Genomic DNA, 26321 nt, shown 5'->3' with positions numbered 1-26321 from the left:
CATGGTCACCATCCAGACACGTTCGGTAAATGTGTGGAGCCTGTGCGACGATCGGCGGGCGCCAGCCCGAACGACCATCCATACCCTTGGAGAGCACGATGTCCCTCTCCCGCGCCCGCGTCTTCGCCGAGCTGAACGCGGTGCGACCCCCCGAGCAGCCATCCCCGGTCCTGGGCAGGGCAGTCGTGGTCGGCGGCAGTGTCGCCGGCCTGCTGGCCGCCCGCGTGCTCTCCGACTACGCCGACAGTGTCGTCATCATCGACCGGGACGACCCGCAGGGGAGCGGCGCGCGTCCCGGCGTACCCCAGGGGACGCAGTTGCACGCGCTGCTGCCCGGCGGCTTCCTGCAGCTGGAACGGCTGTTTCCGGGCTTCCGCGACGCGGCCCTGGCGCGCGGGGCGGTCGAGGCGCCACCCGCGGCCAGGCGCAACTACCTCGACGGTCGCCTGCGGGTCGTCGTCCCCGACGACGCCGACAGCCTGGCGGGCAGCCGGCCGCTCCTGGAGGGGCTGATCCGCCAACAGGTGCTGCGACTGCCCAACGTCAAGACGGTCACCGCCCGTGCCACCGGTCTCGTGTTCGACGGCACCGTGGTCACCGGGGTCCGCTGCGAGGTCGGCGGGTCGCCCGGTGTGGAGAGCGGTGACCTCGTGGTGGACGCCATGGGCCGGTCGAGCAGACTGTCCGCCTGGCTGGAGCAGGCCGGCTGGGACCGGCCGGTCACGCGGCGGATGACCGTGCACCTCAACTACGCGACAGCCCTGTTCCACCGCCCGGCCGAGGCCGAGGCGTCGACCGTCGCCCTGGCGCTGCACACCCCGAAGACGTCCTCGGACGTGGCCGGCGCCGCGTTCTTCGCCATCGAGGACGGTCGGTGGATGGCCATGATGGCCGGCTACGGGGACCACCGTCCCGGCGCCACCGCGGAGGACTTCGTCCGCCGGCTGCGGGAGCAGTTTCCACCCGAGTTCGGTGAGGTCGCCGGCCAGCAGATGCTCGGCGACGTCCAGACCTACCACCATGCCGACAGTCGACGGCGCGACTTCCACGCGCTGCGGCGGTTCCCGGGCGGGCTCGTCAGCGTGGGCGACGCCGTCGCGTCGTTCAACCCGGTGTACGGGCAGGGAATGACGGCGGCGGCCCTGCACGCGGCCTGCCTGTCGACGTACCTGCGCACCCGCCCGGATCTGACCGCCCCCGCACACGAGTACCTCGCGTTGCAGAAGGTCGTGGTCGACGCCGCGTGGTCGACGTCGACCTCCGCCGACCTGGCGTTGCCCCACGTCGAGGGGCCCTATCCGCGCGGATACCGGATCACCAGTTGGGCCAGCCGGCAGATCCTCGCCGCGACCGTCACCGACGTGGCGATCGCGCGACGGTTCAACCAGGTCGTCTCCATGCGGGAGCACCCACTCACGCTGGCCAGGCCCGGCGTGCTCGTCGGCGCCCTGCGAGCCAACCGACGCGCCCGCTGACGACGCGCCCGTTGGCGTCGGCGTCCGCCTCCACCGGACGCCTCCTGCGGGTCAGGCCGTGCGGCCCACCACGTCCAGGGCCGCCCGGTAGCCGAGCTGCTGCACCACGATGTCCACGTCGAGGGCCGACCCGACCGCGCGGTGCACGTCCTCCCGGGTCCGGGCCAACTCGGTGTTGCCCAGCTCGCGGAGCCAGTCACGCAGCAGAAGGAGCCGCAACTCGGCCCCGGCCAACTCGGCGAACTCCATCCGGCCCGCCTTGTCGGCCCGGTCGAGGAGTTGGTCCGCGAGCGCGGGGGACGCCTCGATCTCGTGTCCGGTCAGGCTCAGCACCAGGCGGTGCTGCTCCATCCGGGCGGCCAGTGCGTCGGCGACCAGGACGATGCCGGCCGCCGCCCGGTAGCGAACGATCGGGTTGTGGCGGCTGACCGTGGCCATCAGCGGGCTCAACTCGTGCCCATCGGTCTGCCTGCGCAACTCCAGCAGGTAGGTCGTGGTGAGCACCTGGAGCCGGCGCTGGGCCCGCCGCACCGGGCTGAGGGACGTCACCCGGCGGACACCGCCGGCGAGCTGGCGCATCGACAGCATCGCGCGCTTCGGGGAGTCCTCGAAGGAGTCCGTCACGTCCTGTTCGAGCTCGGCCCGCTCGTCCGAGTCGAGCGCCTCGCCGGCGAGGAACTCCGCGAAGGCCAGGACCTCGTCGAGCTGTCCCCGGGTCAGTCGGTAGCCACGAGCGGTCGCGACGACGGTGGTCGGATCGGGCGGGGTGGTACGGCTGCCGATGCCACCCGCCGGGAACCCGGACGCACCCTCCAGCCAGTGTTCGGTCGCCAGCGGCGTGCCCACCCACCGGCTGGCCTCGGTGGTCGGTGCGGCTGTGGAAGCGGTGCTGACCGGTGTGGACATGGCAACCTCCGGGGACGGCGAGCGCGGGCGGCCCGTGCACCTCACCTTCGTCGGGAACCCCGGCGGCGGTTCCCGAGAACCCGGAGGGAACCGGGCGCGATGGCCGCGGCGAACCTCCGCTGTCCGACCCTCGCAGGAGGGCGTGCGGGGGAAGGGAGCCGACCATGACCTACGTCGAGATCGACATCCAGGGTGCGCGCGCACTGGGCAACGTCCTGCGCGACACCGCGACCCGCACCGAAACGGTGCGGCGACAGACGCTCGGCGCCCTCAAGGTCGCCGAGCTCACCGGCCAGGCGCCGCTGCAACTGGCACTGGTCCAGGACGGCTTCGCCACCCTCGGCTCCGGGATCATCAGCAAGGCGGATCTGGCCGAGCGGTACACCATCGACCCGCGCGGCACCGCCACCACCCTGGGCGCCACCGCGGCCGACCTGGGCAGCGCGCTGTCCACACTGCTGGGCTTCGCCGCTCCCCGTGATCCGCGGGCCTTCCTCGTCGGGTTGCCGGCTGCCGGTGCCAACGCGGCGTTGGACGCCGCGCTCGCCCGGCTGACCCCGGTGTTGCTGCCCGCGCCGCTCGGCGGGCAGCGTCCGGCCCTCACCGACGACCAACTGGCCGCGCTGCTACCCGACCTCCAGGTGGTCGCGCTGGCCCTCGGGATCGAACACGTCGGGCCACCGGTGCGGCCGCCGGACGAGCCGGAGCGGGGCGGCGGCTTCCTCGGCTTCTTCCGACGCGGTGCCGAACCGCGTACCACTGAGGTGCTCTGGCAGGACTTCTGGTCCGACGGCCGCAGCGTGGCCGAGGTGTTGGCCGATCCCGGCCGGCTGCTGGCTTGGATCAACGGCACCGTCGAGCTGGACCACCGGCTCTCCCGGGCGGTGGATCTGCCGCAGCTCGGCGACGTGCTGGCCAGCCATGACTTCGCCACGGCCAACAGTGCGCCGGCGGACCTGGCGGCCATGCTCGCCGCGGCGGAGGTGGAGTTCGCCGCCATCGGTAGCTGGCTGCCCGCGTTCCTGGTGGGCCGGACCGTGGCCCGGCCCGACGCGACGCAACTCGCCCAGACGCTCACCTTCGCCGCCCGCGTCGGCTGGGTGGACCCGGGCGCGGACGCGGCCACCGCGCAGGCGCGCTTCGAGGCCGCCGTGGCCTTCCTGCGAGCCAACCGGATGGTGCAGAGCGCCCTGCTGTCCACCGGATTCGAGGGCGACGCCGACCCGTTGGCGTTCTTCAACGAGGCCGGCATCGCGCTCACGAACGAGTTCGGCCGTGCGTCCGGGGTCGTCACCGACGCGTACGTCGCCGACGTCAGCGAGCTCGCCGGCCAGCTGATGGCCGGCGTGGGCGTGGACCTGTCCAGCACCACACCTGTCACGCTTACCGAAGCCGCGCAGCAGCGCCTCTTCGCGCTCGTGGCCAGCCAGATCCCGCGGACGCTGGCCCAGTCACCGAGCATCCAGGCCCAGTTCGTCGGCGCGCTCAGCCACCTGGGCGGTGCGGCGGACGGGCCGCAGTTGCGGGCACGGATCGTGCAGGTGGTCACGGCCTTCCGGACCCTCGCGGTGGTGGGTGCGCCGGCCCTCACCGAGCGGGAGCTGACCGCCGTCGTCGGCGGCAACGTCGTCGAGGCGCTCGGCCGTGGCCGGCTGCGGCTGCGCGCCAAGGACGCCATCGAGGGCAACCCCGAGTTCCTGATCCTCGCCCGGCAGTGGGGCATCCCCGGCAGCCGCAAGCAGGACCTGGGCAAGCACACGTTCCGCTTCACCTTCGACCCGCTCGGCGTGCTGACCGACGTCAGCCGGAAGAAGAAAAAGAAGAAGGGTCTGCTGTCCCGCATCGTCGACACCATCAAGAACGTCGGCAAGGCCATCGTGAACGCCTGGGAGGACAACCCGTTCAAGGCGATCTTCCAGATCGGCAAGATCGCTCTGGGGGTGGCGAGTCTGGTCGTGCCGGGGCTGCAGGTCCTCGGGGTCGCCACGTTGGCGGTCAACGCCGTCGAGGCGGTGTCGCACGCTATCGACGGCAACTGGCTGGGGGCGATCGGGGCCGGGTTGTCGGCGCTCACCGCCGGAGCGGACCTGCTGGGCACCGCCGCCGGCGCGGCCAGCCTGGTCGGGCAGAGCGCGGTCGCCGGTGACCTGCTCGACGCCGGCAACACCCTGGAGGTGCTGCGCAACGCCAAGCGGGCGTTCGACATCAGCGCGTCGATCGTCCAGGCGACCCGGGCCGACAGCCTCGTCGGGGCCATCAACGCAGGACTCGGCGCCGCCGTCAGCACCCTCGGCAACGGAGGCCAACTGCTCGGCAGCCTCGGCGTCATCGACAAGGGCCTCGCCGGGGACCTGGTGCGGCTGGGGGTCTCGGTACGGGACGTGGCCCGGCTGGTCGGCCCGACCGCCGGTCTGGTGCAGGCGCTCGACCGGGGCGACCCGCTCAACGCACTCGGCAACGGTCTGGGCGTCATCTCCGCCGGCGCCCTGGCCCTGGCGAACCCCGGGGGTGCGCGGCTGTTCGACTTCGATTCCCGGACCCGGGGCGAACTCGCCTCGCTGGGCACCGGCACCGGGATCGTGGGCAACCTGGCCCGCGCCATCGCGGCGGCCGACGCCGGGCGTCCGGCCCTCGCCCTGCAGGCGGTCGCGCAGGCCGCGCAACTCGCCGACCGGACGTCGCGCGGCGCGGTGGTCGCCGAGCGGGTGGCCGACGTCGGCATCGTGCTGGAGGGCGTGTTCAACGGGGTGAACCCGGCACTGGCCGCGCCCATCGTCATGCAGCGGCTCGACCGGGTGATCCAGGCTCTCAAACCGACCGATCCTGCTGGTCGACCGGCGGTCGACTCGTTCGACCCCGCAGCGGTCGCCGTGACTCCGCTCGTCGCCCCGGCAGCGCTTGTCGCCCCGGCGTCCGCGCGGTCTGCGGGGTCTGCCGAGGCCGTGGCCTCCGGGGAGGCCACGGCGTCCGGGGAGACCGTGGTGGACCTGCCGGCGCAGACGCTGACGTCGGCCACTGTGACGTTGGCCGGCGGCTCGGGCGCGGACACGCTGCTCGGCGGTCACGCCGACGACCTGATCCTGGCGCAGTTCACGACCCGGACCGGCGGCGGTGCCGAGCTGCGGATGCCCGACGGTCGGGTCATCCCGTTGCCGAGTGGCACCCACGTCGTACCGCCGGGCGCGCAGATCGTCACCCCCGACGGCGAGGTGTACGGCGGACCCGACGGTCGGGTGCCGTCGGACGCCGGCGCCTTCGCCGTGCCGGGTGGGTTCCCGTCGGTGCCGGGACGGATTCTGATCGTCCCCGAGGACCGCCCGGGACCACCGACGATCCTCTTCTTCCCCGACAACCCCGACGGCGTACCGCAGTCGCGCCTGGACAGCCCGGACGGCATCCGGGTGGCCGGCCTCGCCAACAACGGCACGTTGACCGACGGTGCTCCGATCGGCCTGGCCCCGGCGTCGCCGGCCCCCCGCGACGGCTCCGACGTGGCGAGCGACCTGCCACTGCTGCCGCGCGTGGAGCCACTCGACCCGTTCCTCGACCTGGCTCCTCTGCCGGCGGCGGAGCCGCACCCGTTCGAGCTGCTGTTCGGGCCCGGACCTGTCGACGCGCCACCGTACGTCTGGTCGGCTTCGGACAACCTGGCGTTCGTGCCGAACCACGTGCTCGACGGCGGCGCACGGACCACCGAGGACATCTTCAACAGCTTCGGCTGGGGGCGGTCGGTCCAGGGGCTCTACGACGGGTCCGAGTCCGTCTACCTCGGATGGGACAGCGGCTTCGCGCGGATCGACTCCGATGCCCGCCCGGTGGACGGTCTGACGGTCGGCGCCTCGGTAGGGGTCAGCGCGCAGCTCGGTCACCACGGTGTCGTCGCGTCCGTGGGCAGTGAGGTGAACTTCGGCCCACTGCTGCGCGGCGAGCTGCCCGAGATCACGAACGACACGTTGCTGGCGGCGAACATCCCGTACATCGGCGCCATCGGGTTCCGCGCCACGAACGACACCCTGCGCCTCGCCGAGCAGAGCGACTTCCCCGACGCCGTGTCCTTCGGCCCCGGGGCGCTGCTCAGCCTGAAGATTCCCACCGAGGACGTCGCCACGCTGTACAACATCGCCGAACTGGCCGGGGTCTCCGTGACCGACGTGCTCAACGCCCGTACCGCGCCGCCGGGCACGATGCTGGCGTTCGACGTACGCGAGGACTTCGGCTGGCCCGGCGACGCCGAGGGCGTGCACGGACCGGCGACGAGCACCGACGACGGGTTGCCGCCGCTCGCGTCGCTGCCGATGCCCTCCGAGCTGGCCCTGGCCACGAACGCGCACCAGGAGGGACTACCGCAGTCCCACTTCGACCAGGCGTACGACGCGATGGTGGGCCTCGGCGCTCCAACCGGCACCGACGTCAGCTTCGACAGTCGGGACGACATGTGGGAGCAGCTCACGCCGTCGTTGGCCGACGATCCTGGTGCCCCGCCGCTGCTCGGGTCGGCCCTGGACGCGGCGACCGCGGCCCCCGAGGTGGAGTGGCCCACGGATGCGTTCGACGAGCAGTTGCTCGACCCGGACGCGTACGAGTTCCCGCTCGACAACTACGACTTCGACATGGACTCGTTCGACGTGCCGGAGCCGATGGACATCCCGGACGGATTTTCCGTCGACGACAGCGGGATGCAGTGGTGAGTGAGGGAACCGGGACGGTGCCCCACCACGAATGCAAGTGACCGAGGCGACACCCGTCGCCTGGTAGCCCGATGAGGGAAGGGGAACAGCCATGAACGTCGGAATTCTCGGTGGTGACGTCGCCCAGATCCAGGAGCACGCCAGCGCGTACCAGATCCTCGGCGACAACCTGGTCGCCTGCGGCGGCAACGTGCTGTCGACCACCGACAGCGCCGTCGCCGGCCTGCAGGAGCAGATCAGCAGCGCGCAGACCGCTGTCGAGTCGGCGCTGCACGCGGTCAGCCAGGAGTCCCGCTCGGTGACCGCGAGCTTCGGCGGCGTCCAGTGGACCGGGGCCAACCGGGCCCAGGCCGAGGAGGTCGGCACGGAGCTCGACGCGCGCGTCAGCGAGACCACGGTACGGGTGCAGGAGATCTTCGAGACGTTCCGTGCCGACCTGGCCCGTCTCGGCGGCGAGCTGAACGAGGTCGCCACCCAGTTCAACGCGGTGGCAGGGGCGGCGGGCGAGTCGGCCGCCTCGCTCAGCCAGGCGATGAACTCCCAGGCGCTGCAGCTCGACGAGGTGATGAACACCGGGATCACCCGCGCCTGACCTGCTCCACAGACGATCGGTGTGGGGGCCGCGGCGGAAGCGCCACGGCCCTTCACCACATCCAGACAGGAGAGTGCGCGATGCCTTCCGCCGATGACTACGAGGCTGCGGCCGCCGTCCTCGACACCGCCGCCCAGACGACCGCCACCCTGATCGAGCCGGCCCGGGCCGCGATGGGCGCGGGTGCGATGGCCGGTGGCCAGATCACCGGCATGGTGACCGACGAGCTGGACGCGGCGGCGGGCATCCTCGACCGGGTGGCCGCCGAGCTGACCCAGCTCGCCGGCACCTGCCGGGAACGGGCCGAGACGTGTCGACAGGCGCTCGCCGCCGAGAGCGACTACGACTCGGCCTACGCCAGCTACCGCACCGAGTTGCAGGAGTGGCAGGACAACGGCGAGCGGGGGCCGCAGCCGCAGCCGCCGGAGCCGCTGTCGGCCCCACCCAGCTGGGCGAACCACTGATCTAACGCAGCAGCGACGCCGTCATCACCACGATCCCCGACGGGGTCGGCGGAGCACCCTCGGCCTGCAGCGTGACCGTCAGGGTCGGGTACGCCTCGATGTCGACGCCGCTCCACAACTCGATGGGCACCCCCGTGCGCCGCTCGTGGAACGACCCGATCGGCACGCTGCCCCGCGGCCCCTTGAGCCACGCGGCGTAGTAGGAGCCTGGTGCGGCGGCGGGCAACCCGCTCGGTTCGAGGACTATGGAACTCCCCGCCGGGGTGTCCACCACGGACACCTCGGCGGTGGAGCCGGGGGCCAGGTCGGTGCCCGTAGCGACGAAGACCTCGGCCCTGGGCGGGTCGGGGGCGAGCCACCTGTCGACGCCGAGGACCAGTGCCGTGAAGGCGGCTGCGCCGACGACCGCGATGGGAAGCGCCCAGGTGAGCCGACCGAACCGGGAACGCCATCGGCCCGGCTGCCACCGCCTGACACCACGCCCAGGCTGACCCGGCGACGCGGCCGGCGTCGGCGCCAGCCCTTCGGGCGCGGGCGGGTCGGGCTCCGGCATGGCCGGCGCCGCATCGGTCGGCCCGGCCGCGACTGGCTCGGCTGCCGTCGGCTCGGGTGCGGTAGGCGCGACGGGTGCGGTGGGCTCGGCCGCTGGTGCCGCGGTCGGCTCGGTCGCCACGGCCGCGACCGGTGCGGGCAGTTCGGCCGCGACGGGCTGGGCGCGCGCGCGAGCGAGGATGCTCTCGCGCAGCCCCGGCGGAGGGCCGGACCAGGTCGTCTCGGCACGCAACTCGGTGAGGAGGGCGCCCACCACGGCAGGAACGGCCGGCTCGGTCTCGGCAGATGTCACGGTCTCGTCCCGGGGCCGTGCCACGAACCGGTCCAGGCGTGCCGCGATCAGATCGACGAACTGGTCGTCGGTGCCCGCGTCGGCGTGCGGTTCGCTGCTCATGCGTCGTCCCTCCCTTCGCCACGCGCCCCCCCGACTGGTGTTCGTTGCCGGGGGGCGGACTGGTTCCCATCGTCCTGGGGCGAGTCGCGAACGTGGGCCAGCAGCTCGGCCAACCGTCGATGCGCCCGGTACGAGCGTGACTTGACTGTACCGAGCGGCAGGTTGAGCCGTTCGGAGATCTGGGTGTGGGTGAGGTCGTCGAAGAAGGACAGCCGGATGATCTCGCGTTCGTGGTCGGCGAGCTGACCCAACGCCTCCTGCACGGCCCAGGCCAGCCAGGCGCCGTCGAGGTCGGGCGGCTCCACCACCGCGTCCTGTTCCGCCTCGTGGCCACCACGGGTCGGGCGTAGCTCGCGACGGAGCAGGTCCACCGCCGTGTACCGGGCGATCGTCAACAGCCACGGCCCCAGGTCCCGGCCGGGGTCGTAACTGGCCGCCGAGTTCCACGCCCGGATGAACGTCTCCTGGACGGCCTCCTGGGCGAGGTGGTCGGCGTGCGTGACAGTCATGGCCACCGCCCAGACCGAACGGGAGTATCGGTCGTAGACCTCGCCGAGCGCGCTGGGGTCGCCGGCGCGGAACCGCTCCAGGGTGGCGGGTGGCAGTTGTGCTCTCGCTGGTCCTGACACGACACTCTCCGCCACGCGCTCACGATACGTGGTCCACCGCGTTGCGGGGGGTACACGAAAGGCGCGTCGGGCGGGGAACCGGCGGCGGGTCGTGCAACGAACCCCGGGCATGACACTCACCGTGAGCGTCCGCGACCAGCGGCTCAGCAGCGCCACCACCGGCAGGCGTCGGGGTGCGGTCGACGTGGCGCTCGGCGCGACCGCCGCGGACGCCACCGTGGGGGAACTCCTCGACATGATCGTCGGATCGGTGACCGCGCAGGCCGCCGCCGGGGCGGTGACAGTGGACGTCGACGGCACACCTGTCGAGGTGCGGACGAGGTTGGCCGACGCGCCGCTGTGGGTCGGTTCGGTGCTGACCGTGTCACCGGCGGGCAGGACGTGGCCGGCGTACGCCGACGAGTCACAGGTGCTGGAGCTGAGCCGGGTTGCCGGACCGGACGCGGGCCAGGCGGTGCCGTTGGGTCAGGGCACGTTCGTGCTCGGGCGCTCCCGGGTGACCGGGTTGACCCGCGGACCGGTGGCCCGGGCGGCGGCGGAGATCGAGGTCGGGCCGGACGGCCGTGCCCTCGTCAGCGCCACCGAGCACGCCACCGGGATCCGGGTGGACGGACGTGACCTCGCCGACGGGGAGAGCCGAGCCGGCGAGTTCCTCCGCCTCCACGACGCCGCGATCAGGCTGACGCCGGCGGTGCCGGAGATGTCGTCACGATGGGCCGGGCCGCCGGGTGGCGGTGGTGGGCGGGAGCCACTCGTCCGTACTCCCCGAGTCGCCACCGGCGAACCGCCCGCGTACGTGCCGTTGCCGATGGCCCCTGCCCCGGCGTCCGTACCGGCGCCGCTGTCCTGGCTCCTGTTGATCGCGCCGCTGCCCATCGGCATCGTGATGGCCTTCGTGTTCAGCCCGTTCTTCCTCGTCATGGTCGCGATGACTCCGATGATGGCGCTGGCCCGCTGGGTCGAGTCCAAGCACCGGGCCAAGAAGGACGCCCGCCGGATCGTCGCGGAGAACGCGGCAGCCGCTGAGCAGTTCGCTGTCGACCTGGACTCCGCGCGGGCCGTCGTCGCCGCGGCGGCCCGCACCGCGTACCCCGGTCTGGCCGCGCTGAGCCGCCGGGCCGCGAACGGCCGCTGCCTGTGGGAGGTACGCCCCGGCGACCCCGACGAGTTGCGGGTCGGCGTCGGTGTCGGATCGCGGCCGTGGCAGCCGGACCTGGGTCGGCGCGGCACCGAGGAGTTGGCCGCGCGGGCCGAGCTGCGTGCCGCCCTCCTCGATCGGGCGCGGCTGGTGGACGTGCCGGTCTTCGTCAGCCTGCGCGACCGATCCGGCTTCGGTGCGGTGGGCCCGGTCACCGCCGCCTGCCGGACCGTGGCGGCGGCCGTGCTGGACCTGGTCACCCGGCACGGTCCGGCCGACCTGACGCTGGTCCTGCTCGCCGAGCCCGGTCGGTTGGGCGCCTGGGACTGGCTGAAGTGGCTGCCGCACCTGGCCACCGACGACGGTGGGCTGCGGGTCGCCACCGACCCGGCCACGGCGGATCAGGTGCTCGCCCCGTTCGCGGCCGCCGTCGATCCCCGAGGAACTGCCGGCGGACCGCACGTCGTGGTGATCGTGGATGGCGCGGCGCTGCTCAACGGTCGGGTCGCGGCGCTGCTGGGAAGGCTCGCGCGGACGACCGGTCGGGCACTCGTGGTCGCCCCGCGCGCCGACCGACTGCCCTCGGTGTGCCAGACGTTCCTCGATATCGGCGACGACGGGACCGCCGACCTGACCGACGCGGTGACCGGCGAGCGCACGATCGGCCTGCTCGCCGTCCAGGCTGCTCAGGACGTGTGTGAGCGCACGGCCCGCGCGTTGGCCCGGTGGACCGACCCGGAACAGGCCGCGGCGGCCGCGTTGCTTCCCGCCCGGGTACGGCTGGTGGATCTGCTGCGGGCGGTGGCGGCGGGCCCGCAGGGTCTGGGTCGGCCGGTCGAGGCGCTGGACGGCGCGACGATCGGCGCGTGGTGGCGGCGCGGCACCGACGGCCTGCGGGCGACAATCGCCGTGGCGGAGAGCGGCCCGGTGACCCTGGACCTGCTCGGTGACGGCCCGCACGGCCTGGTGGTGGGCACGACCGGCGCCGGCAAGAGTGAGCTGCTCCGCACGCTCGTCGCGTCGCTGGCGTGTGTCTACTCTCCGGACGCGCTCACGTTCCTGCTTGTCGACTTCAAGGGCGGCGGGGCGTTCGACGCGTGCGCCGCGTTGCCGCACACGGTCGGTCTGGTCACCGACCTCGACGAGCACCTGGCCGCCCGGGCGCTGCGCTGCCTGCGGGCCGAGCTGCGCCACCGGGAACGGCGACTGCGCGAGGCCGGCGTCAGCGACCTGGGCGACCTGCTGGCGGCGGACCCGCCGCTGCCGCGGCTGCTCATCGTCATCGACGAGTTCGCGACGCTCGCCGTGGAACTGCCCGGCTTCCTGTCCGCCCTCGTCGATGTCGCGCAGCGCGGCCGCAGCCTGGGTATCCACCTGCTGTTGGCCACCCAGCGACCGCAGGGCGTGGTCGATTCCAAGATTCGGGCGAACACCAACCTGCGGGTGGCGCTGCGGGTGCAGGACGACGCCGACTCCCGGGACGTGATCGGCACGCGGCAGGCTGCCGACATCGACAGACGTCGCCCGGGGCGTGCCTACGTCCGGCTCGGCGCGGCGGAGGTCATCGGCGTGCAGACGGCGTTGGTGTCCGCGGCCGTCACGCAGGCACGCAGGGAACGCATCGAGGCCGTGCCGTTCGCGCTTGTCGGTGGGCCGGAGGCCGAGACGACGCCGGGAGCGTCGGGCAGCGTACCCACCGATCTTGAGACGTTGTCGGGGTCGGTCCGGGAGGCCGCCGTGCTGGGTGGCTACGACCAGCCGAGGGTGCCGTGCCCCCCACCGCTGCCGGCGGACGTCCAGGCGTGGACCCTCAGCGGAGCCGGCGGACCCGCCGACGCGCTGCCGGCGGTGCCGCTCGGGTTGGTGGACCTGCCCGACGAGCAACGGGCGGATGTCTGGTGGTGGTCGCCAGCCGAGAGCGGCACCCTGGTGTTGGGCGCGGACGTGGCGGCGACGAGCGCGGTGCTCGCCAGTGCCTGCCTCGGGCTCGCCCGGTTCCGCAGCCCGCGGCAACAGCGGATCCTGGTGCTCGCCGGCGTCGGGGGTGACCTCGGCGCGCTGGCCGGGCTGCCGCACGTGGGCGCGGTGGTCGGCGTGGACGACAACGAGCGGCTCGCGCGGGTGTTGGACCAGGTCGACGCGGAGATCGTGCACCGACGCGCGAGTGGGGCGGTGGGAGCGGAGATCCTGCTCGTGGTCGCCGGTTGGGACGCGCTCGTCGAGGGCGCCGAGCGGGCCGGGCTCGCCGACGTGGGCGCGCGGCTGGAGCGGGTGCTGCGCGACGGACCCCCGCTGGGCATCCGGCTCCTCGTCTCGGCCGCTCACGAGCGTGGCCTGCCCGGACGGGCGCTGGCCCAGCTCGGCACGAAGCTGTGCCTGCGGATGGCGGACGCCAACTCGTACACCGGGCTTGGACTTCGGGTCCGGGACGTGCCCGACCTGCGCGGGTTGCGGGCGATCGACCTGTCGACCCGGCACGAGGTCCAGATCGGCCGGTACGGGGAGAGCACGGTGGACGGCTTGACCGCGGCGGTGGCCCGGGTCGCCGCCGCGCATCCGGACGCGCTGCCCGCACCCGCGGTGGCGGTGCTGCCGGCGCTGGTGCCGGCCGACGAGGTGCTGCCGTCGTCAACAGTCGTCGGCCAGGTCTGGCGGCTCGGTGTGGGGCGGATCTACCGCGACCTCAGCGTGGCCACCCTGGCACTCGGCCCGGGCATGCACGCGGTGGTGGCGGGTCCGGCGGGCAGCGGTCGCACCACGGCCCTGCGGACGATCGCGGCCGCGGCACGGTCGAGCATGCCCGCGGCGAGCATCGTGGTGGTCGCGGCCGACCCGGCCGCCTGGACGGGAGGCGCGGCCGACGAGGTGGTCGGCTCGGTGGCCGAGCTGACCGGCTGGCCACCGGTGGGTCGGGGGCTGCTGTTGGTCGACGGGATCGAGTCGATGGGCGACGCCGGAGGGGGCCTGGACCGGCTGCTGCCGACCCTGTCCGCGGGGGCGCACGTGATCGTGGCGGGCCGGCCGGACGCGTTCCGTGGCATGCAACTGTGGCAGCGGGCGGTCACCATGTCCCGGACCGGGCTGTTGCTCCGGCCCGCGCCGGACGACGGCGAGATGCTGCGGATCCGGCTGCCGCGTGAGGTGCCGTTGCGCCGACTTCCCGGACGCGGCTACCTGGTCGAGGCAGGTGGACTGGAACAGGTGCAGGTGGCCCTTCTGGCGGAGCCGGGGCCCGCGGCGGCCCCCCTGACGCTGCCGGTCGGCGTGTTCGTCGGAGGCGCACGATGAAGAATCTTCCCGCGTACGGCGTCGGGGTTTGCCCGACCGCCACGGGTGTGGTGGTCGCGGTGGTGCGCGACGCCCCGTTGCGGCTCGCCGCGATCGCCGAGGTGCCCGGCGAGCCGGACGACTGGCGGAGGCTGGCCCGCGTACGCCGACTGCTCGGCCTGCCCCGGTGGTGCCCTGTCGCAGTCGTGACGGGACGGTTTCCCGGACCCGGCGGGGCGACGCTGGCCCGGGCCCGGTTGGACCTCGCGACGGCCCTGGACGCGGGACGGCTGCCGGCCGGTCGCCAGTGGTCCGCACCCCGCGAGCTGCTCATCGACGACCAGCTCACCCCGACGCTGGCGGACGAGGCACACAGGTGGGCGGTGGCGGCGGCGCTGGACGTGATCCGGCCCGTGGTCGCGCCGGACTGCGACGTCACGGTGGCAGGTAGTGACGGCGGGGCCGGTTCTGCCGAAGAATGGGACGACGTGGCGCTGTCGACCGGATGGGCCGTGCAACGGGTCAGCCGGACAATCAAGCAGGGGGGATGAGCCATGCCTGGTCGCGTACGGCGAACGAGAGGCGTCACGGTCACCGTGGCCAAGGGTGAGCGACGGCCGATGTCGTCGGGCACCCGTTGGCTGATCATGGTGTTGGCCTGGGTCGTCGCGTCGGCAGGGGTGCTGCTGGGCATCCGTCTCGCCACGAATGCCCACGCCGAGGACAGCGCGGCGGCGGTGCCGACCGCCTCCGCGCTCGACGCCAACTCGACGACCTCCACGGGCGGCGCCGACCGCCGTCTGCCCGGAACGACCCGGCTCGTCGCGCTGAAGCCGACGCCGCTGCTCGACTCCCGCACGTCGGACGCGCTCGCCGAGGGTGCCGCTGGTGGCGCCGAGGTGAGCCTGCCCATGCCACAGTTGCCCACCGGCACCCGCGACGTCCTGGTGGAGGTGTCGATCCTGGCCGCGACCGGGCCCGGAAAGGTCACCCTCGGCTCGGGGGAGGACAAGGTGACAGTGCTGAACGTCGCGAAGGCGAAGGCGCAGCAGTCCGCGACAGCGGTGGCGCGCCGCTCCGCCGACGGCACCCTACAGGTCGGCCTCACCAGTGGCGGTGACCTGCTGGTACGCCTCGTCGGGGCGTTCGAGCCGGTGGAGCGCTCCGACGCCGGCCGGGTCGTGCCGGTGACGCCGACCCCGGTGGTGCGGCTGGTGCCGAAGGAGGAGGGGAAGCGGACCAGCTTCGCGCTCGCCGACGTACCGCAACTCGCCACCGCCGGGCCGGTCTCGGCAATCGTGCTGCAGGTCTCCGCGGACGTCGGTACGCACGGCGGCTTCGTGTCGGCCGGCACCTCGGCGACCGCACTCACGCAGACCGTCTACTGGTCGGCGACGGCCGGCGCGGACCGCACCCGGGTCGGCCTCCTGTTCGTTCCCGTCTCCGCGGGGAAGGTCTTCCTCCGGTACGAGGCCGGCACCGAGCTTCGCGCCGACCTCGTCGGCTATGTGACAGGTACGGGGGCGCCGGTGGAGGTGGCGGGCCTGACGGTCCCGGTGCCACCGCACACCCCCGGCCCGACGTCCGTCCCCGCGAAATCCGGTGTGGACGTCGCCATCGGCGCGACGGGGAAGCTCGTCGACGTGCCTGCCGAACGGATCGGGGCGGCCCTGCTGACCCTGACCGCGATCGGCGAGGCCACCGGGGAGGTCACCGTGCGCCAGCCCGGCACCAGGGACGCGGCGTCGCCGACGCTGATCGCCGCGAAGGGCACCGCCCGCAGCGCCTCGACCCTGGTGGCCACCACGAACGCGGCGGTTCGCGTGGACAGCGCCGTGGCCGGGTCCGTCACCGTGACACCACGCCTGCTGGTCCTCAACCAATAGCCGCCGGGGAGCGGCCGACGCTACGCACGGGCGAGCTTGCGCAGGATGTCGACGACGAACCGGTGGTCGTCCAGCTGCGGAAGCCCGGAGACACCGACCCAGCCCACCACGCCGGTGCCGCGTACGCGCAACGGCACCGCACCGCCGGCGGCCGCGTAGCGGGAGGCCGGCAGACCGAACTTCTCGGCCAGCGTCACCTGCTTGTCCTGGCACAACCGGGCCATGTAGAGCGACGAGTGCTCGAACCGCGTCACCACCCGCCCCTTGCGACGCAGCCACCCGTCGTTGTCCGCCGTCGACCCGGGCAGGCCACAGTGGAACAGCTGACGCCCGGCCCGCCACACGCCTACCGAGACCGGCAGCCGCTGCTCCCTCGCGGCGGCGACGGCGAGCTGCCCCAGCTCGTACGCGTCCGTCTCGGACAGGCCCGCGAGCTCCAGCTCGGCCTCCTCGCGCAGCAGCTCGTCCAGGGTCGGCCACGCTTCGTGATCAGATGCCATCAGTCTTCTCCTCGTCGAAACTCGTCGTGCCGGGTGCTCACCAGGCGCAGGGCGCGTAGTCCTTCAGGAAACAGCCGTACAGGTCCTCGCCCAGCTCGCCACGGACGATCGGGTCGTACACCCGGGCCGCGCCGTCGACCAGGTCCAGCGGGGCGTGGAAACCCTCGTCGGCCAGTCGCATCTTCGTCGGGTGGGGGCGTTCGTCGGTGATCCAGCCGGTGTCGACGCTCGTCATCAGGATGCCGTCGGTCAGCATCTCCTGTGCGCTGGTGCGGGTCAGCATGTTCAGTGCGGCCTTGGCCATGTTGGTGTGCGGGTGCCCCGGCCCCTTGTAGCCGCGGCCGAACTGGCCCTCCATCGCCGACACGTTCACCACGTACTTGCGGCGGGCCGACGCGGCGGCCATCGCCGGCCGCAGTCGACTGACCAGCACGAACGGCGCGGTGACGTTGCACAGTTGCACTTCGAGCAGCTCGACCGGGTCGACCTCCTGCACCCGCTGGACCCAGCTGTTGACCGAGTCGAGGTCGGGCACGAGACCACCGGCGTCGATGGCCGTGGACGCGGCGATCCGTTCCGGCGAGGCGGAGCCGCTGGTGAGTGCCAGCGCGGTGAGCGCGTGCGGGGTGAGCGCGGTGGACTGCGGCCCGGCGGTCAGGCTGCCCACCGGGCCGGTCTCGCCGTCCGACTTGGCGAACGTGATCAGCTCGGGCAGCGGACCGTCCGGCAGGGCCGCGGCCTCGGCGGCGATGAGCTGCGCGTACGCCCCGGGGGAGCGGCGGACGGTCTGCGCCGCGTTGTTGATCAGGATGTCCAGGGGGCCCTGGCTGCTGACGTCGTCGGCGAGGGCGATCACCTGGGCGGGGTCGCGCAGGTCGATGCCGACGATGCGCAGACGGTGCAGCCAGTCCCCGCTGTCGGGCATGGCGGCGAACCGGCGCACCGCGTCATGCGGGAACCGCGTGGTCACCGTCGTGTGTGCGCCGTCGCGCAGCAGCCGCAGCGCGATGTACATGCCGATCTTCGCCCGACCACCGGTGAGCAGTGCGCGCCGGCCGGTCAGGTCGGTACGGGCGTCGCGGCGCTCCCGGTTGAGCGCGGCGCAGGACGGGCAGAGCTGGTGGTAGAAGGCGTCCACCTCGCGGTAGCGCTGCTTGCACACGTAGCAGCCGCGGGGGTTGTGCAGGAAGCCCGCCGTCTCGCCGGCGGCGGAGGACGCGAGCGGGATGCCCTGGGTCTCGTCGTCGATCCGCCCCGGGGCGCCGGTGGCGGTGGCCTCCGTCACCGCGCGGTCGGCGGCGAGGATGGCGTCCCGCCGTTCCTCACGTCGCCTCTGCTTGATCACCTTGTAGAGCCGGGCGGTGGCCCGCTGCACCCGCACCACGTCCGGGTGGTCGGAGGGCAGGGCCTCCAACGCCTCGAAGACACCGAGGCAGGCCTCCAGCCGGTCGCGGTCAATACCGTCCTGACCGTTTTCGGTAATGTTGTCCACCGTCATGTGTCTGTGTCTCGTCCCGTTTCCCGTGCCGGATCCAGCCGGCCCGCCCCAAGTCCGACCCGAAACTGTACGCACCACGTGGCCCGCGACGCACCCCGCGTACACCTGTCGGCCCCGGAGGCGCCCGGCGGCCTCCGAGGCGGCGTCGGTCTCAGGCCTCGTCGGCCCGGCCGAGACGCCAGTAGCCCATGAAGGCCACCGCGCGCCGGTCCAGGCCCCGCTCGGCGACCAGGTGTCGGCGCAGGTTCCGGATGACGCCGGCCTCCCCGGCGAGCCACGCGTACAGCGGTGTCACGGTCACCTCGTCGGGGACCTCCCACAGGATCTCGGTGTCGACGTCCACGTCCGCGACCGGCTCGGTGGCCGCCGTCGCGCCCGGGGCCAGCAGTTCCCCCGCCGCCACGGTGACGGCGGGCACCAGTCGGCTGCCGTGGGCGTCGTCGCCCCGGGGCAGCCAGCGCACCTCGACGCCGGGGGGCGCGGCCAACGGCAGCACGTCGTCGGCGTCGGGCACCTCCAGCAGGACGACGCCCCGGGCTTCCTGAGGCAGGCGCTCGCAGATGCTGGCGATCGCCGGCACGGCCGTCTCGTCCCCGGCCAGCAGCAGTCTGCTCCCGGCCGACGGGCGGAACTCGGCCCCGCCGTGGTCACCGTCGTAGGCGGAGTCCGGCCCGACGATGGCGATCTGGTCGCCCGCGCTCACCCGCCGCGCCCAGCGCGTCGCCGGCCCGCCGTCGCCGTGCAGCACCAGGTCGACGTCGACCTCGGCCAGGTGCGGTCGGACGGCCCGCACGGTGTAGGTGCGGATCGGGGGACGTCGGTGCTCGGGCAGGGACCGCCAGGTCGCGTACCAGTCCGCGCCCTGGGGAAGGTCCACCCCGCGCTCACCGGGCAGCGGCAGCGCCAGCTTGATCCGCTGGTCGTCACCGTTGTCGGCGAAGCGGTCGAGGTCCGGCCCGGTGAAGGTCACCCGGGTGAAGGACGGGCTGAGTCGGCGTACCGCGCGGACGGTGACGGCGAACACGCGGTACGGCGCGATGGGCAGGGTCTCGGTCATGGTGCCTCTCTCGACTCGGGCCGGCGTCTACCGGGTGGTGCTCGCCACGGCGCGGGAGCGCCACAGCAGCCAGACGAAGTACGGTGCGCCGATCATGGCGGTGACCAGGCCGGCGGGGATCTGGGCCGGCGCGATGACCGTCCGGCCGAGGGTGTCGGCGATGCTGACCAGCGCCGCGCCGAGCAGGGCGGCCACCGGGAGTACCCGGGAGTGTCGCCCGCCGACGAGCGCCCGCGCGGCGTGCGGGGCGACCAGGCCGACGAAGCCGATGACCCCGACGGCCGAGACGGCGGTGGAGGTGAGCAGCGCCGCCGCGCCGAGCGCGATCAACCGGGTGCGTTCCAGCCGGACGCCCAACACCCGGGGGGTGTCGTCGTCCAGGGTGAGCAGGTCGAGTTCGCGACGGGCGGCGACCACGGCCGGGGTGAGCACCAACAGGGCGATCAGCACCGGCAGCACCTGGGAGGGCATCCGACCGTAGGTGGAGCCGGACAGCCAGGTCAGCGCCTTGCCGGTGTTCCACGGGTCGAAGGCGACGACCAGGTAGGTGATGACCGCCATGCCGCCCTGCCAGGCGCCGAAGCCGATCAGCACCAGCCGGTCGGAGCTGAGCCCGCCGCGCCAGGCCAGGCCGTAGACCAGGGCGAACGCCAGCATCGCGCCGAGCCCGGCGACGCCGGAGACGGCCCACACCCCGGCCAGCGGCACGAAGGTGAGCAGGGCGACGGCACCGAGCCCGGCACCGGCGGTGATGCCGAGGATGCCGGGTTCGGCCAGCGGGTTGCGGCAGACCGCCTGCACGGTGGTGCCGGCTACCGCGAGCGCCGCGCCGGCCAGGACCGCCGCGGCGACGCGCGGCCACCGCTGGTCCAGCACAAAGGTGTACGCGGGCCCGGTGCTGCCGTTGACCCAGTTGACGACGTCGCCGAGCAGCACCCAGGTGTCACCGGCGAGCATGCCGACCGCCACGGCGCAGACGGTCAGGACGGCGGTGACCGCGACGACGCCCCGGTGGAAGACGGCGGTGCGGACGGCCGCGTGGCCGCCGGGCGGACGGCGGGTGGGGCCGGCGTCGCGGTGCCGGCGTGCCAGCCAGATGAGGATCGCCGCGCCGAACAGGGTGGTGACCACGCCGGTGGGGATGTCCACCCCGGCCTGCCCGCCCAGCACGGCGCGCAACAGCACGTCGGAGCCGAGCACGATGATGACCCCGGCGATGCCGGACAACGGCAGCAGGATGCGGTGCCGGTGCACCCCCGGCACCACTGGGGCGAGCAGTCGGACGATCACCGGGGCGCACAGGCCGACGAAGCCGACCGGGCCGGTGAGGGTGACGGCCGCGGCGGACAGCAGCACGGCCAGCACCATGACGGTGAGCCGGGTACGCCGCACGTCGAGGCCGAGCACGGTGGCGGTGTCGTCGCCGAGGGCGAGGATGTCGAGGCGGTGCCCGAGCAGGACCAGCATGACGATGGCGCCGACGATCACCGGGGCGAGTTGGGTCAGCGCGGTCAGGTCGCTCTGCACCAGTGAGCCGTTGCCCCAGGCGAACAGCCCGATGGTGGCCTGCTCGAACAGGAGCAGCAGCAGGGTGGTCACCGACCCGAGCGCCAGCGCGGTCGCCGAGCCGGCGAGGATGAGTCGGGTGGTGCCGGCCTGCCCACCGGAGGACATCGCCAGCACCAGACCGGCGGCGGCCAGCCCGCCGCAGAAGGCGAGACCGCCGGCGGGCAGCGCGGGCAGTGAGACGCCGAACGCGGCCACCGAGACGATCGCCAGGTGCGCGCCGGCGTTGACGGCGAGGGTGTCGGGGGAGGCGAGTGGGTTGCGGGCGATCGACTGCAACGCGGCGCCGGCGAACCCGAGCGCGACGCCGATGGCCAGCCCCGCGAGCATCCGGGGCAGCCGGGCGGCGAGCAGGACGCGGGCCGCCTCGTCGTCGGTGCCGGTGGCGAGCCGCAGCAGGTCCAGGGCGCCGACGGTCGAGGTGCCCTGGGTGAGGTGGACCGCGCCGACCACGAGCAGCAGCAGGGTCGCGGCGACGAAGACGGCGGCGACGCGGGGCGCGGCCGGGCGTCCGCCCGGAGCCGGCCGGGTGGCCGGCTCCGGGCGTGGGGGTGCGCTCAGCACGCTCACACCGCGTACGTCTTGACGAGTTCGTCGATGTACTGCTTGCCGGACAACGGCCCGCCGAAGGTCCAGATGCCGTTGGGCATCTTGTGCAGGTTGCCCTGCCGCACGAAGGGCAGCGACTTCCAGATGGCGTTTCCGGCGAGACCGTTGGCGAACACGTCGTCGCCGTCGGAGGCGCTGTAGAAGAGGCGCAGGTTCGGATCCTTGAGCACCGTCATGCCCTCGACGTCGGTCTGGCCCAGGCCCCACACCTCGTCGGTCTTACCGGTCCAGGCGTTGGTGAGGCCGAGTTGGATGCCGATCTGGGAGACCAGCGCGCCCTTGCCGAACATCCGGATGCTGACGGTGCTGCCCTCCTTCCAGCCGTCGGCGATGGCGAACGGCCGGCCGGCGGCACCCGCGTCGGCGATCTTCTTCTTGCCGTCGGCGATGGCCGCGTCGAAGTCGGTGAGCAGCTTCTGTGCCTCGGTCGTCTTGCCGACCGCCTTCGCGATCATGGTGAGGTCGGTGCGCATCCGGCCGAGGTTGTCGGTGGCGTCACTGCCCTTGGCGACCACGACGGGGGCGTACTTCTCCAGCTGACTGATCAGGTTGGCGCCCCGGTCGTCCTCCATCACGATGAGGTCGGGCTGGAGGGCGACGATCGAGTCGACGCTGGGCTCGCCGCGGGTGCCGACGTCCTTGACGCCCGGGTCGAGCTTCGCGGCGGTGACCCAGGTGCCGTAGCCCTTGGGGTCGGCGACACCGACGGGCATGACGCCCAGGCTGACGAGCATCTCGACCTCGCCCCACTCCAGCCCGACGACCTTTGTCGCCGGGGCCTTGAGGGTGACCTGCTTGCCCCGGCTGTCGGTGAGGGTGACCGGGCCGCCGGCCGCCGAGGGGGAGGTCTCGGGGGACGCGGCGGTCTCGGTGGTGCCGCAGGCGCCGAGCGTCAGCGCGGCCACGACGGCGAGAAGGGCGGTGAAACGGGTACGGGTCATGACGGTCTTTCTGCTGCTGTGGACAGGGGTGTTCAGACCAGGGCGCGGATCTGGTGCCGCCCGACGGGGCGGGTGGTGACCAGTCCGCTGAGCGGGTCGGTGGTCACCTCGATGCGGATCCCGTAGGTCTCGGTGAGGGCGTCCTCGGTGAAGACCGCAGCCGGGGTGCCGGTGGCGCGGACCCGGCCCTGGTGCAACAGGACCACCTCGTCCGCGACGGCGGCTGCCTGGTTGAGGTCGTGCAGCACGACGCCGACGGCGACGCCGTGATCGTTCGCGAGGTCACGGACCAGGTCGAGGATCTCCACCTGGTAACGCAGGTCGAGAAACGTGGTGGGCTCGTCGAGGAGCAGCACCGGGGTGTCCTGGGCCAGGCAGGTGGCCAACCACACCCGCTGCAACTCGCCGCCGGACAGTTCGTCGACGGGGCGGTCTGCCATCGGCGCGACGCCTGTGACGTCCATGGCGCGGGTGATCGCGGCGGGGCCGTGCGGGTCCTCCGCGCGCCAGCGCCCCCGGTAGGGGTGGCGGCCGTAGCCCACGACGTCCCGGACGGTGACCCCGTTGGGCACCGGCCTGCTCTGGGCGAGCAGCGTGACCCGCCGGGCGAACTCCCGGGCCGCGAGGCTGGCGGCCGTGACGCCGTCGGCGAGGTGCACGGTTCCGGCCTCGATCGGGTGCAGCCGGGCCAGTGCCCGCAGCAGGGTGGACTTGCCGCTGCCGTTGGGCCCCACCAGTGCGGTCACGGCACCCGCGCGGAGGTTGATCGCGGCACCGTGCACCACCGGCACACCGTGATAGCCCAAATGGAGGTCGACGCCGGACAGGCTGCGCTCCCCGTTGACCGACGCCAACTCGCTCTGCATGAGGTTAGGCTAACCTAACCGAATGATGGCCTGTCAAGTCGGTCGCAAGGCCGTGGCCAGCCTGGCGGACCGGTGGGCGTCGGGTCCGTGCGCGCGTGGGGGATGCTGGTTCCGTGCAGATCACGACCCTCGGCCCACTCGCCGTCGACGGCCGTCCCGTTCGGGGTGAACGGCTCGCGACGGTGATCCGCGCCTTTGTCGATGCGCGGGGGCGGGCGGTCTCCACGAGCCTGCTCGTGGACGCCGTGTGGGACGGCACGCCGCCCGACGACGCGACCGGCGCCGTCCAGGCCCTGGTGTCCCGGGTGCGTCGTCTCGGGCTGCCCGTGATCGCGGTGCCGGGCGGCTACCGGCTGCCCGCCGAGGAGGTCACCGTCGACGCGGTCGAGGCGCGGGCGCTCGTCGACCAGGCGCGGACCGTGTTCCACTGTGGAGACGTCCGTGCCGCCCGCGGCCTGGCCGATCAGGCACGTGCCCTGTTCCCCGAGGTTCCGGAGCTGGTCACCAGCGAGGACACCCGACTGTTCGCGGATGTCACGGCGCTGCGCGCGCAGGCGGCACTCGCCGGCGTGGGTGCGTTCGACGAGGTCGACCTGAGCCGGCTCGTCGCGCGTACGCCCCCGGACGAGCCGTCGGCCGCCCTGCTCGTCCGGGTGCTCGCCGCCCAGGGCCGCGAGGCGGAGGCGCTGGAGGTGGTCGAGAGACTCCGGGCCGAGCTGGCCGACCGGTACGGCACCGACCCGTCGCCCGTGATCGCACAGGTCCACCTGGCGCTGTTGCGTGGTGAACTCACCGCCCCACCCGTCGCCGCGGCGCCCCGGCAACCGCTGCGGATCGCGTTGCCCGATGCCTGGCGTCGGCCGATGACCGCCCTCGTCGGCCGGGAACGGGACGTCGACGCCGTCGCCGACGCGCTCGCCGAGACACCCGTGGTGACGATCGTGGCGACCGGTGGCGCGGGCAAGACCCGGCTCGCCGCCGAGGTGGCGAGACGCGCCGCCGCGGCCGGGCGGTCGGTGCGCGTGATCGAGCTCGCCGGCCTGCGCTCGCCCGAGGAGGTGCTGCCCACGGTGCTCGCCGCGCTGGGCGGTGCGGACACCACGGCGACCGGCGCCAACCTGGGCCTGGAGCGGCGGGTGCTCAGCCCCGAGGAGCGGCTGCGCGCCGTGGCGCCGGACCTCGACGGGCTGGTGGTGCTGGACAACTGCGAGCACGTCCTCGACGCGGTCGCGGCCGTCGTCGCGGACCTGGTCGCGGTGACGTCCCCGGAGGTCGCGGTGCTCGCCACGAGCCGGGCCCCGTTGGGTCTGGCCGGCGAACTGGTGCACCGGCTGACCGCCTTGCCGGACACTGACGCGCTCGCGCTCGTCGAGTCCCGGGCGAGGGCCGGCGGTGCGGTGCCGACCTGGGACGCGGAGCGGGTGCTGGCGCTGTGTCACCGCCTCGACAACCTGCCGCTGGCACTCGAGTTGGCCGCCGCGCGGCTGCGGCACATGCCGATCGACGACGTGCTCGCCGGGCTGACCGACCGGTTCGCGCTGCTCGACGACGCCCTACGCGGCCTGCCGGAGCGGCACGCGAGCCTGTGGGCGTTGGTCGACTGGAGCAGGGAACTGCTCGCCGTGGACGACCGTGAGTTGCTGCAACGGGTCGCGGTCATCCCCGCACCGTTCACCGCCGACCTCGCCGCCGCGGTCGCGCAGACCCCCGACGTGCGTCGCGGCCTGGCGAGCCTCGTCGAACAGTCGCTGTTGACCCTGGTCGAGGGGGACGGTCCGCCGCGTTACCGGATGCTCGAGACGGTCCGCGAGTACGGCGAAGCCCGGCTCGACGCGGCGGGTGCCCGGGAGTTGGCCATGACCGGCCTGGTCGGGTGGGCGCGGAAGGAGGCCGTCGCACTCGTTGGCCGCTTCGTCGGCCCCGGCCAGGTCGACGCGCTGCACCGCTGCGCTGCCGAGCAGGAAAACCTGGTCGCGGGCCTGCGGTGGGCCCTGGGACAGGACGACGAGCCCGCCGCGATCGACGTCACCACCGCGCTGTTCCACCTCTGGTCGGTGCGGGGCCTGCACCTTGAGGTCCTCGCCTGGGCGCGCGGGCTGCTGCACGTCGACGACCCGAGCCGACGACCGCGATCGGCGATCCTGCGGGGGGCGGCCAGCGGCCGACCACTGCCCAACGCCGACCGACTCACCTGGACCTGCGTGGTGATCAGCGTGAACGCCGGCATCAGCGCCGATCTGCGGTCCGCTGTGCTCGCCCGGCGGGCGATGCGAACGGTCCTGGCCGAACGGCCCGCCGAGGTGTCGTCCCGGCTGACCGCCCTCGCGTCGGCGTTGCCCGGCTTCGACGCGTCCGACCTGGAGCAGAGCATGAAGACCGCGGCCGAGATGATCGCGCACCCGGACCCGTACGTGCAGGGTCTCGGGCTGTTCGCGCGGGCCGCGGTACGGGAGAACGGCGGCCTGCCGCAGGAGTCGATAGGTGACGCCGAGCAGGCGTACCACCGCTTCGAGGCCGCCGGTGACCACTGGGGCATGGCGATGGCGGCGGGCGCCGTCGGGCAGTTCCTGGTCCCGAGCGGGGATGCCCGGTCGGCCGAGTGGCTGCGGCGCAGCGTTCAGCACATGGAGTTGGTCGGCGCCACACAGGACGCGCGGTCGATCCGGGTCCGGCTGGACGTGCAACTCGCCCTCACCGGTGACGCGGAGGCGGAACGGCGACTGGGCGAGACGGCCGCGCTGGGCCAGTCCGAGCAGATCGACGCCGCGCAGGCGCTGCTCGGCCTGGCGCACCTCGCCTGGCAGCGTGAGCGGTACGACGAGACGCTCGCCTACGCCGACGAGGTGACGCGTGTTCTCGCCGGCTGGGTGGGGCCGCAGCCGCAGCCGCGCGTGATGCTCCGGGCCACGGCGGCGATCATCTACCTGCGGGTGGCCCAGGCCGGACGGGTGTCGGGCAACGACGTCACCGTCCAGGCGGCCGCGATGCTGTCGCTCGCCCGCGACGACGCGCTGACGTCGCGGGACCTGCCGGTGATCGGGGCGTGGGCGTCGGGCGGCGCGGAACTCGCGGCGTACCGGGGTGATGTCGACACCGCCCGCGAGCTGGCCATACTCGGGAAGCGGATCGGCACCCAGATCGAGATGTTCTTCCCCTTCGAAAACGGCGAACGGCTCAACGCCATCCTCGGGACCGAGGAGCAGCGTGAGCCGTTGCTGGCCGCGTGGCGCGAGCGGCCGGCCGCCGCGGCGGTCGCCCGGATCCGCGAGTTGATGGACGACCTGCTCGCGTAG

The 26321-nt window shown here is 73.3% G+C and carries 17 protein-coding genes; 8 read left to right on the top strand and 9 right to left on the bottom strand.

The genetic code is table 11. The features are described 5' to 3' along the window. The first annotated feature begins 98 nt into the window (after positions 1 to 98). The gene (locus ACGFIQ_RS08840; RefSeq protein ID WP_393241435.1) at positions 99 to 1475 is read left to right on the top strand and encodes an FAD-dependent oxidoreductase; all 1377 of its coding nucleotides are present in this window, start codon (positions 99 to 101) and stop codon (positions 1473 to 1475) included. A gap of 51 nt (positions 1476 to 1526) precedes the next feature. On the opposite strand, the gene ACGFIQ_RS08835 is transcribed toward ACGFIQ_RS08840, so the two are convergent. Continuing rightward, entirely contained in the window at positions 1527 to 2381 is an 855-nt protein-coding gene (locus ACGFIQ_RS08835; protein ID WP_393241432.1) for a hypothetical protein, read from the bottom strand. 164 nt (positions 2382 to 2545) lie between these two features. Here ACGFIQ_RS08835 and ACGFIQ_RS08830 point away from each other — a divergent pair, with 164 nt between their 5' ends. The 3 genes from ACGFIQ_RS08830 to ACGFIQ_RS08820 all read left to right on the top strand — a co-directional run bounded on the left by ACGFIQ_RS08830 (position 2546) and on the right by ACGFIQ_RS08820 (position 8125). Then, a complete protein-coding gene (locus ACGFIQ_RS08830) occupies positions 2546 to 7069 on the top strand; it encodes a hypothetical protein (protein WP_393241429.1) in 4524 nt (1507 codons plus the stop codon). A gap of 91 nt (positions 7070 to 7160) precedes the next feature. Then, on the top strand, positions 7161 to 7661 hold the full coding sequence (locus ACGFIQ_RS08825) for a hypothetical protein (RefSeq protein ID WP_393241426.1): 501 nt from the start codon (positions 7161 to 7163) through the stop codon (positions 7659 to 7661). An 80-nt stretch (positions 7662 to 7741) separates the two neighbouring features. Further along, the gene (locus ACGFIQ_RS08820) at positions 7742 to 8125 is read left to right on the top strand and encodes a hypothetical protein (protein WP_393241424.1); all 384 of its coding nucleotides are present in this window, start codon (positions 7742 to 7744) and stop codon (positions 8123 to 8125) included. A 1-nt stretch (position 8126) separates the two neighbouring features. Here ACGFIQ_RS08820 and ACGFIQ_RS08815 read toward each other — a convergent pair whose 3' ends face one another. Together ACGFIQ_RS08815 and ACGFIQ_RS08810 are read right to left on the bottom strand one after the other, a co-directional pair. Then, positions 8127 to 9071: an anti-sigma factor domain-containing protein gene (locus tag ACGFIQ_RS08815; protein ID WP_393241421.1), complete on the bottom strand. Its 945-nt coding sequence runs from the start codon at positions 9069 to 9071 to the stop codon at positions 8127 to 8129. Then, a complete protein-coding gene (locus tag ACGFIQ_RS08810; RefSeq protein ID WP_393241418.1) occupies positions 9068 to 9700 on the bottom strand; it encodes an RNA polymerase sigma factor in 633 nt (210 codons plus the stop codon). Before ACGFIQ_RS08810 ends, ACGFIQ_RS08815 begins: the two co-directional genes overlap by 4 nt. Before the next feature lie 109 nt (positions 9701 to 9809). On the opposite strand from ACGFIQ_RS08810, the gene ACGFIQ_RS08805 reads away from it, so the two are divergent. The 3 genes from ACGFIQ_RS08805 to ACGFIQ_RS08795 all read left to right on the top strand — a co-directional run bounded on the left by ACGFIQ_RS08805 (position 9810) and on the right by ACGFIQ_RS08795 (position 15991). Further along, positions 9810 to 14126: an FtsK/SpoIIIE domain-containing protein gene (locus tag ACGFIQ_RS08805; protein ID WP_393241415.1), complete on the top strand. Its 4317-nt coding sequence runs from the start codon at positions 9810 to 9812 to the stop codon at positions 14124 to 14126. After that, positions 14123 to 14656, top strand: coding sequence for a hypothetical protein (locus tag ACGFIQ_RS08800; RefSeq protein ID WP_393241412.1), 534 nt, complete (start codon positions 14123 to 14125; stop codon positions 14654 to 14656). Before ACGFIQ_RS08805 ends, ACGFIQ_RS08800 begins: the two co-directional genes overlap by 4 nt. Positions 14657 to 14725: 69 nt before the next feature. Beyond that, positions 14726 to 15991 (top strand): hypothetical protein, encoded by a 1266-nt coding sequence (locus ACGFIQ_RS08795; protein ID WP_393241409.1) that lies wholly within the window; start codon positions 14726 to 14728, stop codon positions 15989 to 15991. Positions 15992 to 16011: 20 nt separating this feature from the next. On the opposite strand, the gene ACGFIQ_RS08790 is transcribed toward ACGFIQ_RS08795, so the two are convergent. The 6 genes from ACGFIQ_RS08790 to ACGFIQ_RS08765 form a co-directional block, all read right to left on the bottom strand. After that, the gene (locus tag ACGFIQ_RS08790) at positions 16012 to 16491 is read right to left on the bottom strand and encodes a heme-degrading domain-containing protein (protein WP_393241407.1); all 480 of its coding nucleotides are present in this window, start codon (positions 16489 to 16491) and stop codon (positions 16012 to 16014) included. A gap of 37 nt (positions 16492 to 16528) precedes the next feature. After that, a complete protein-coding gene (locus tag ACGFIQ_RS08785) occupies positions 16529 to 17989 on the bottom strand; it encodes an SDR family NAD(P)-dependent oxidoreductase (protein WP_393241404.1) in 1461 nt (486 codons plus the stop codon). 151 nt (positions 17990 to 18140) lie between these two features. Further along, positions 18141 to 19046 (bottom strand): siderophore-interacting protein, encoded by a 906-nt coding sequence (locus ACGFIQ_RS08780; RefSeq protein WP_393241401.1) that lies wholly within the window; start codon positions 19044 to 19046, stop codon positions 18141 to 18143. Positions 19047 to 19073: 27 nt separating this feature from the next. Then, positions 19074 to 21173 (bottom strand): iron ABC transporter permease, encoded by a 2100-nt coding sequence (locus ACGFIQ_RS08775; RefSeq protein WP_393242168.1) that lies wholly within the window; start codon positions 21171 to 21173, stop codon positions 19074 to 19076. A gap of 5 nt (positions 21174 to 21178) precedes the next feature. After that, entirely contained in the window at positions 21179 to 22162 is a 984-nt protein-coding gene (locus ACGFIQ_RS08770) for an ABC transporter substrate-binding protein (RefSeq protein ID WP_393241398.1), read from the bottom strand. 32 nt (positions 22163 to 22194) lie between these two features. Continuing rightward, positions 22195 to 23028 carry an ABC transporter ATP-binding protein gene (locus ACGFIQ_RS08765; protein ID WP_393241395.1) on the bottom strand — a complete coding sequence of 278 codons (834 nt, stop codon included), beginning with the start codon at positions 23026 to 23028 and terminating at the stop codon, positions 22195 to 22197. A 113-nt stretch (positions 23029 to 23141) separates the two neighbouring features. On the opposite strand from ACGFIQ_RS08765, the gene ACGFIQ_RS08760 reads away from it, so the two are divergent. Beyond that, a complete protein-coding gene (locus ACGFIQ_RS08760) occupies positions 23142 to 26321 on the top strand; it encodes a BTAD domain-containing putative transcriptional regulator (protein WP_393241394.1) in 3180 nt (1059 codons plus the stop codon).

The sequence above is a fragment of the Micromonospora sp. NPDC048898 genome (genome assembly GCF_043198035.1).
Lineage (GTDB): Bacteria > Actinomycetota > Actinomycetes > Mycobacteriales > Micromonosporaceae > Micromonospora.
This window is presented reverse-complemented; position numbering and strand designations above follow the sequence as displayed.

Bases quoted from the DNA above. Each gene is read 5' to 3' on its own strand.
- ACGFIQ_RS08785 (WP_393241404.1), bottom strand. From the start codon at position 17,989: ATGACGGTGGACAACATTACCGAAAACGGTCAGGACGGTATTGACCGC.
- ACGFIQ_RS08835 (WP_393241432.1), bottom strand. From the start codon at position 2,381: ATGTCCACACCGGTCAGCACCGCTTCCACAGCCGCACCGACCACCGAG.
- ACGFIQ_RS08820 (WP_393241424.1), top strand. From the start codon at position 7,742: ATGCCTTCCGCCGATGACTACGAGGCTGCGGCCGCCGTCCTCGACACC.
- ACGFIQ_RS08840 (WP_393241435.1), top strand. From the start codon at position 99: ATGTCCCTCTCCCGCGCCCGCGTCTTCGCCGAGCTGAACGCGGTGCGA.
- ACGFIQ_RS08830 (WP_393241429.1), top strand. From the start codon at position 2,546: ATGACCTACGTCGAGATCGACATCCAGGGTGCGCGCGCACTGGGCAAC.
- ACGFIQ_RS08800 (WP_393241412.1), top strand. From the start codon at position 14,123: ATGAAGAATCTTCCCGCGTACGGCGTCGGGGTTTGCCCGACCGCCACG.
- ACGFIQ_RS08765 (WP_393241395.1), bottom strand. From the start codon at position 23,028: ATGCAGAGCGAGTTGGCGTCGGTCAACGGGGAGCGCAGCCTGTCCGGC.
- ACGFIQ_RS08770 (WP_393241398.1), bottom strand. From the start codon at position 22,162: ATGACCCGTACCCGTTTCACCGCCCTTCTCGCCGTCGTGGCCGCGCTG.
- ACGFIQ_RS08815 (WP_393241421.1), bottom strand. From the start codon at position 9,071: ATGAGCAGCGAACCGCACGCCGACGCGGGCACCGACGACCAGTTCGTC.
- ACGFIQ_RS08825 (WP_393241426.1), top strand. From the start codon at position 7,161: ATGAACGTCGGAATTCTCGGTGGTGACGTCGCCCAGATCCAGGAGCAC.
- ACGFIQ_RS08805 (WP_393241415.1), top strand. From the start codon at position 9,810: ATGACACTCACCGTGAGCGTCCGCGACCAGCGGCTCAGCAGCGCCACC.
- ACGFIQ_RS08795 (WP_393241409.1), top strand. From the start codon at position 14,726: ATGTCGTCGGGCACCCGTTGGCTGATCATGGTGTTGGCCTGGGTCGTC.
- ACGFIQ_RS08780 (WP_393241401.1), bottom strand. From the start codon at position 19,046: ATGACCGAGACCCTGCCCATCGCGCCGTACCGCGTGTTCGCCGTCACC.
- ACGFIQ_RS08790 (WP_393241407.1), bottom strand. From the start codon at position 16,491: ATGGCATCTGATCACGAAGCGTGGCCGACCCTGGACGAGCTGCTGCGC.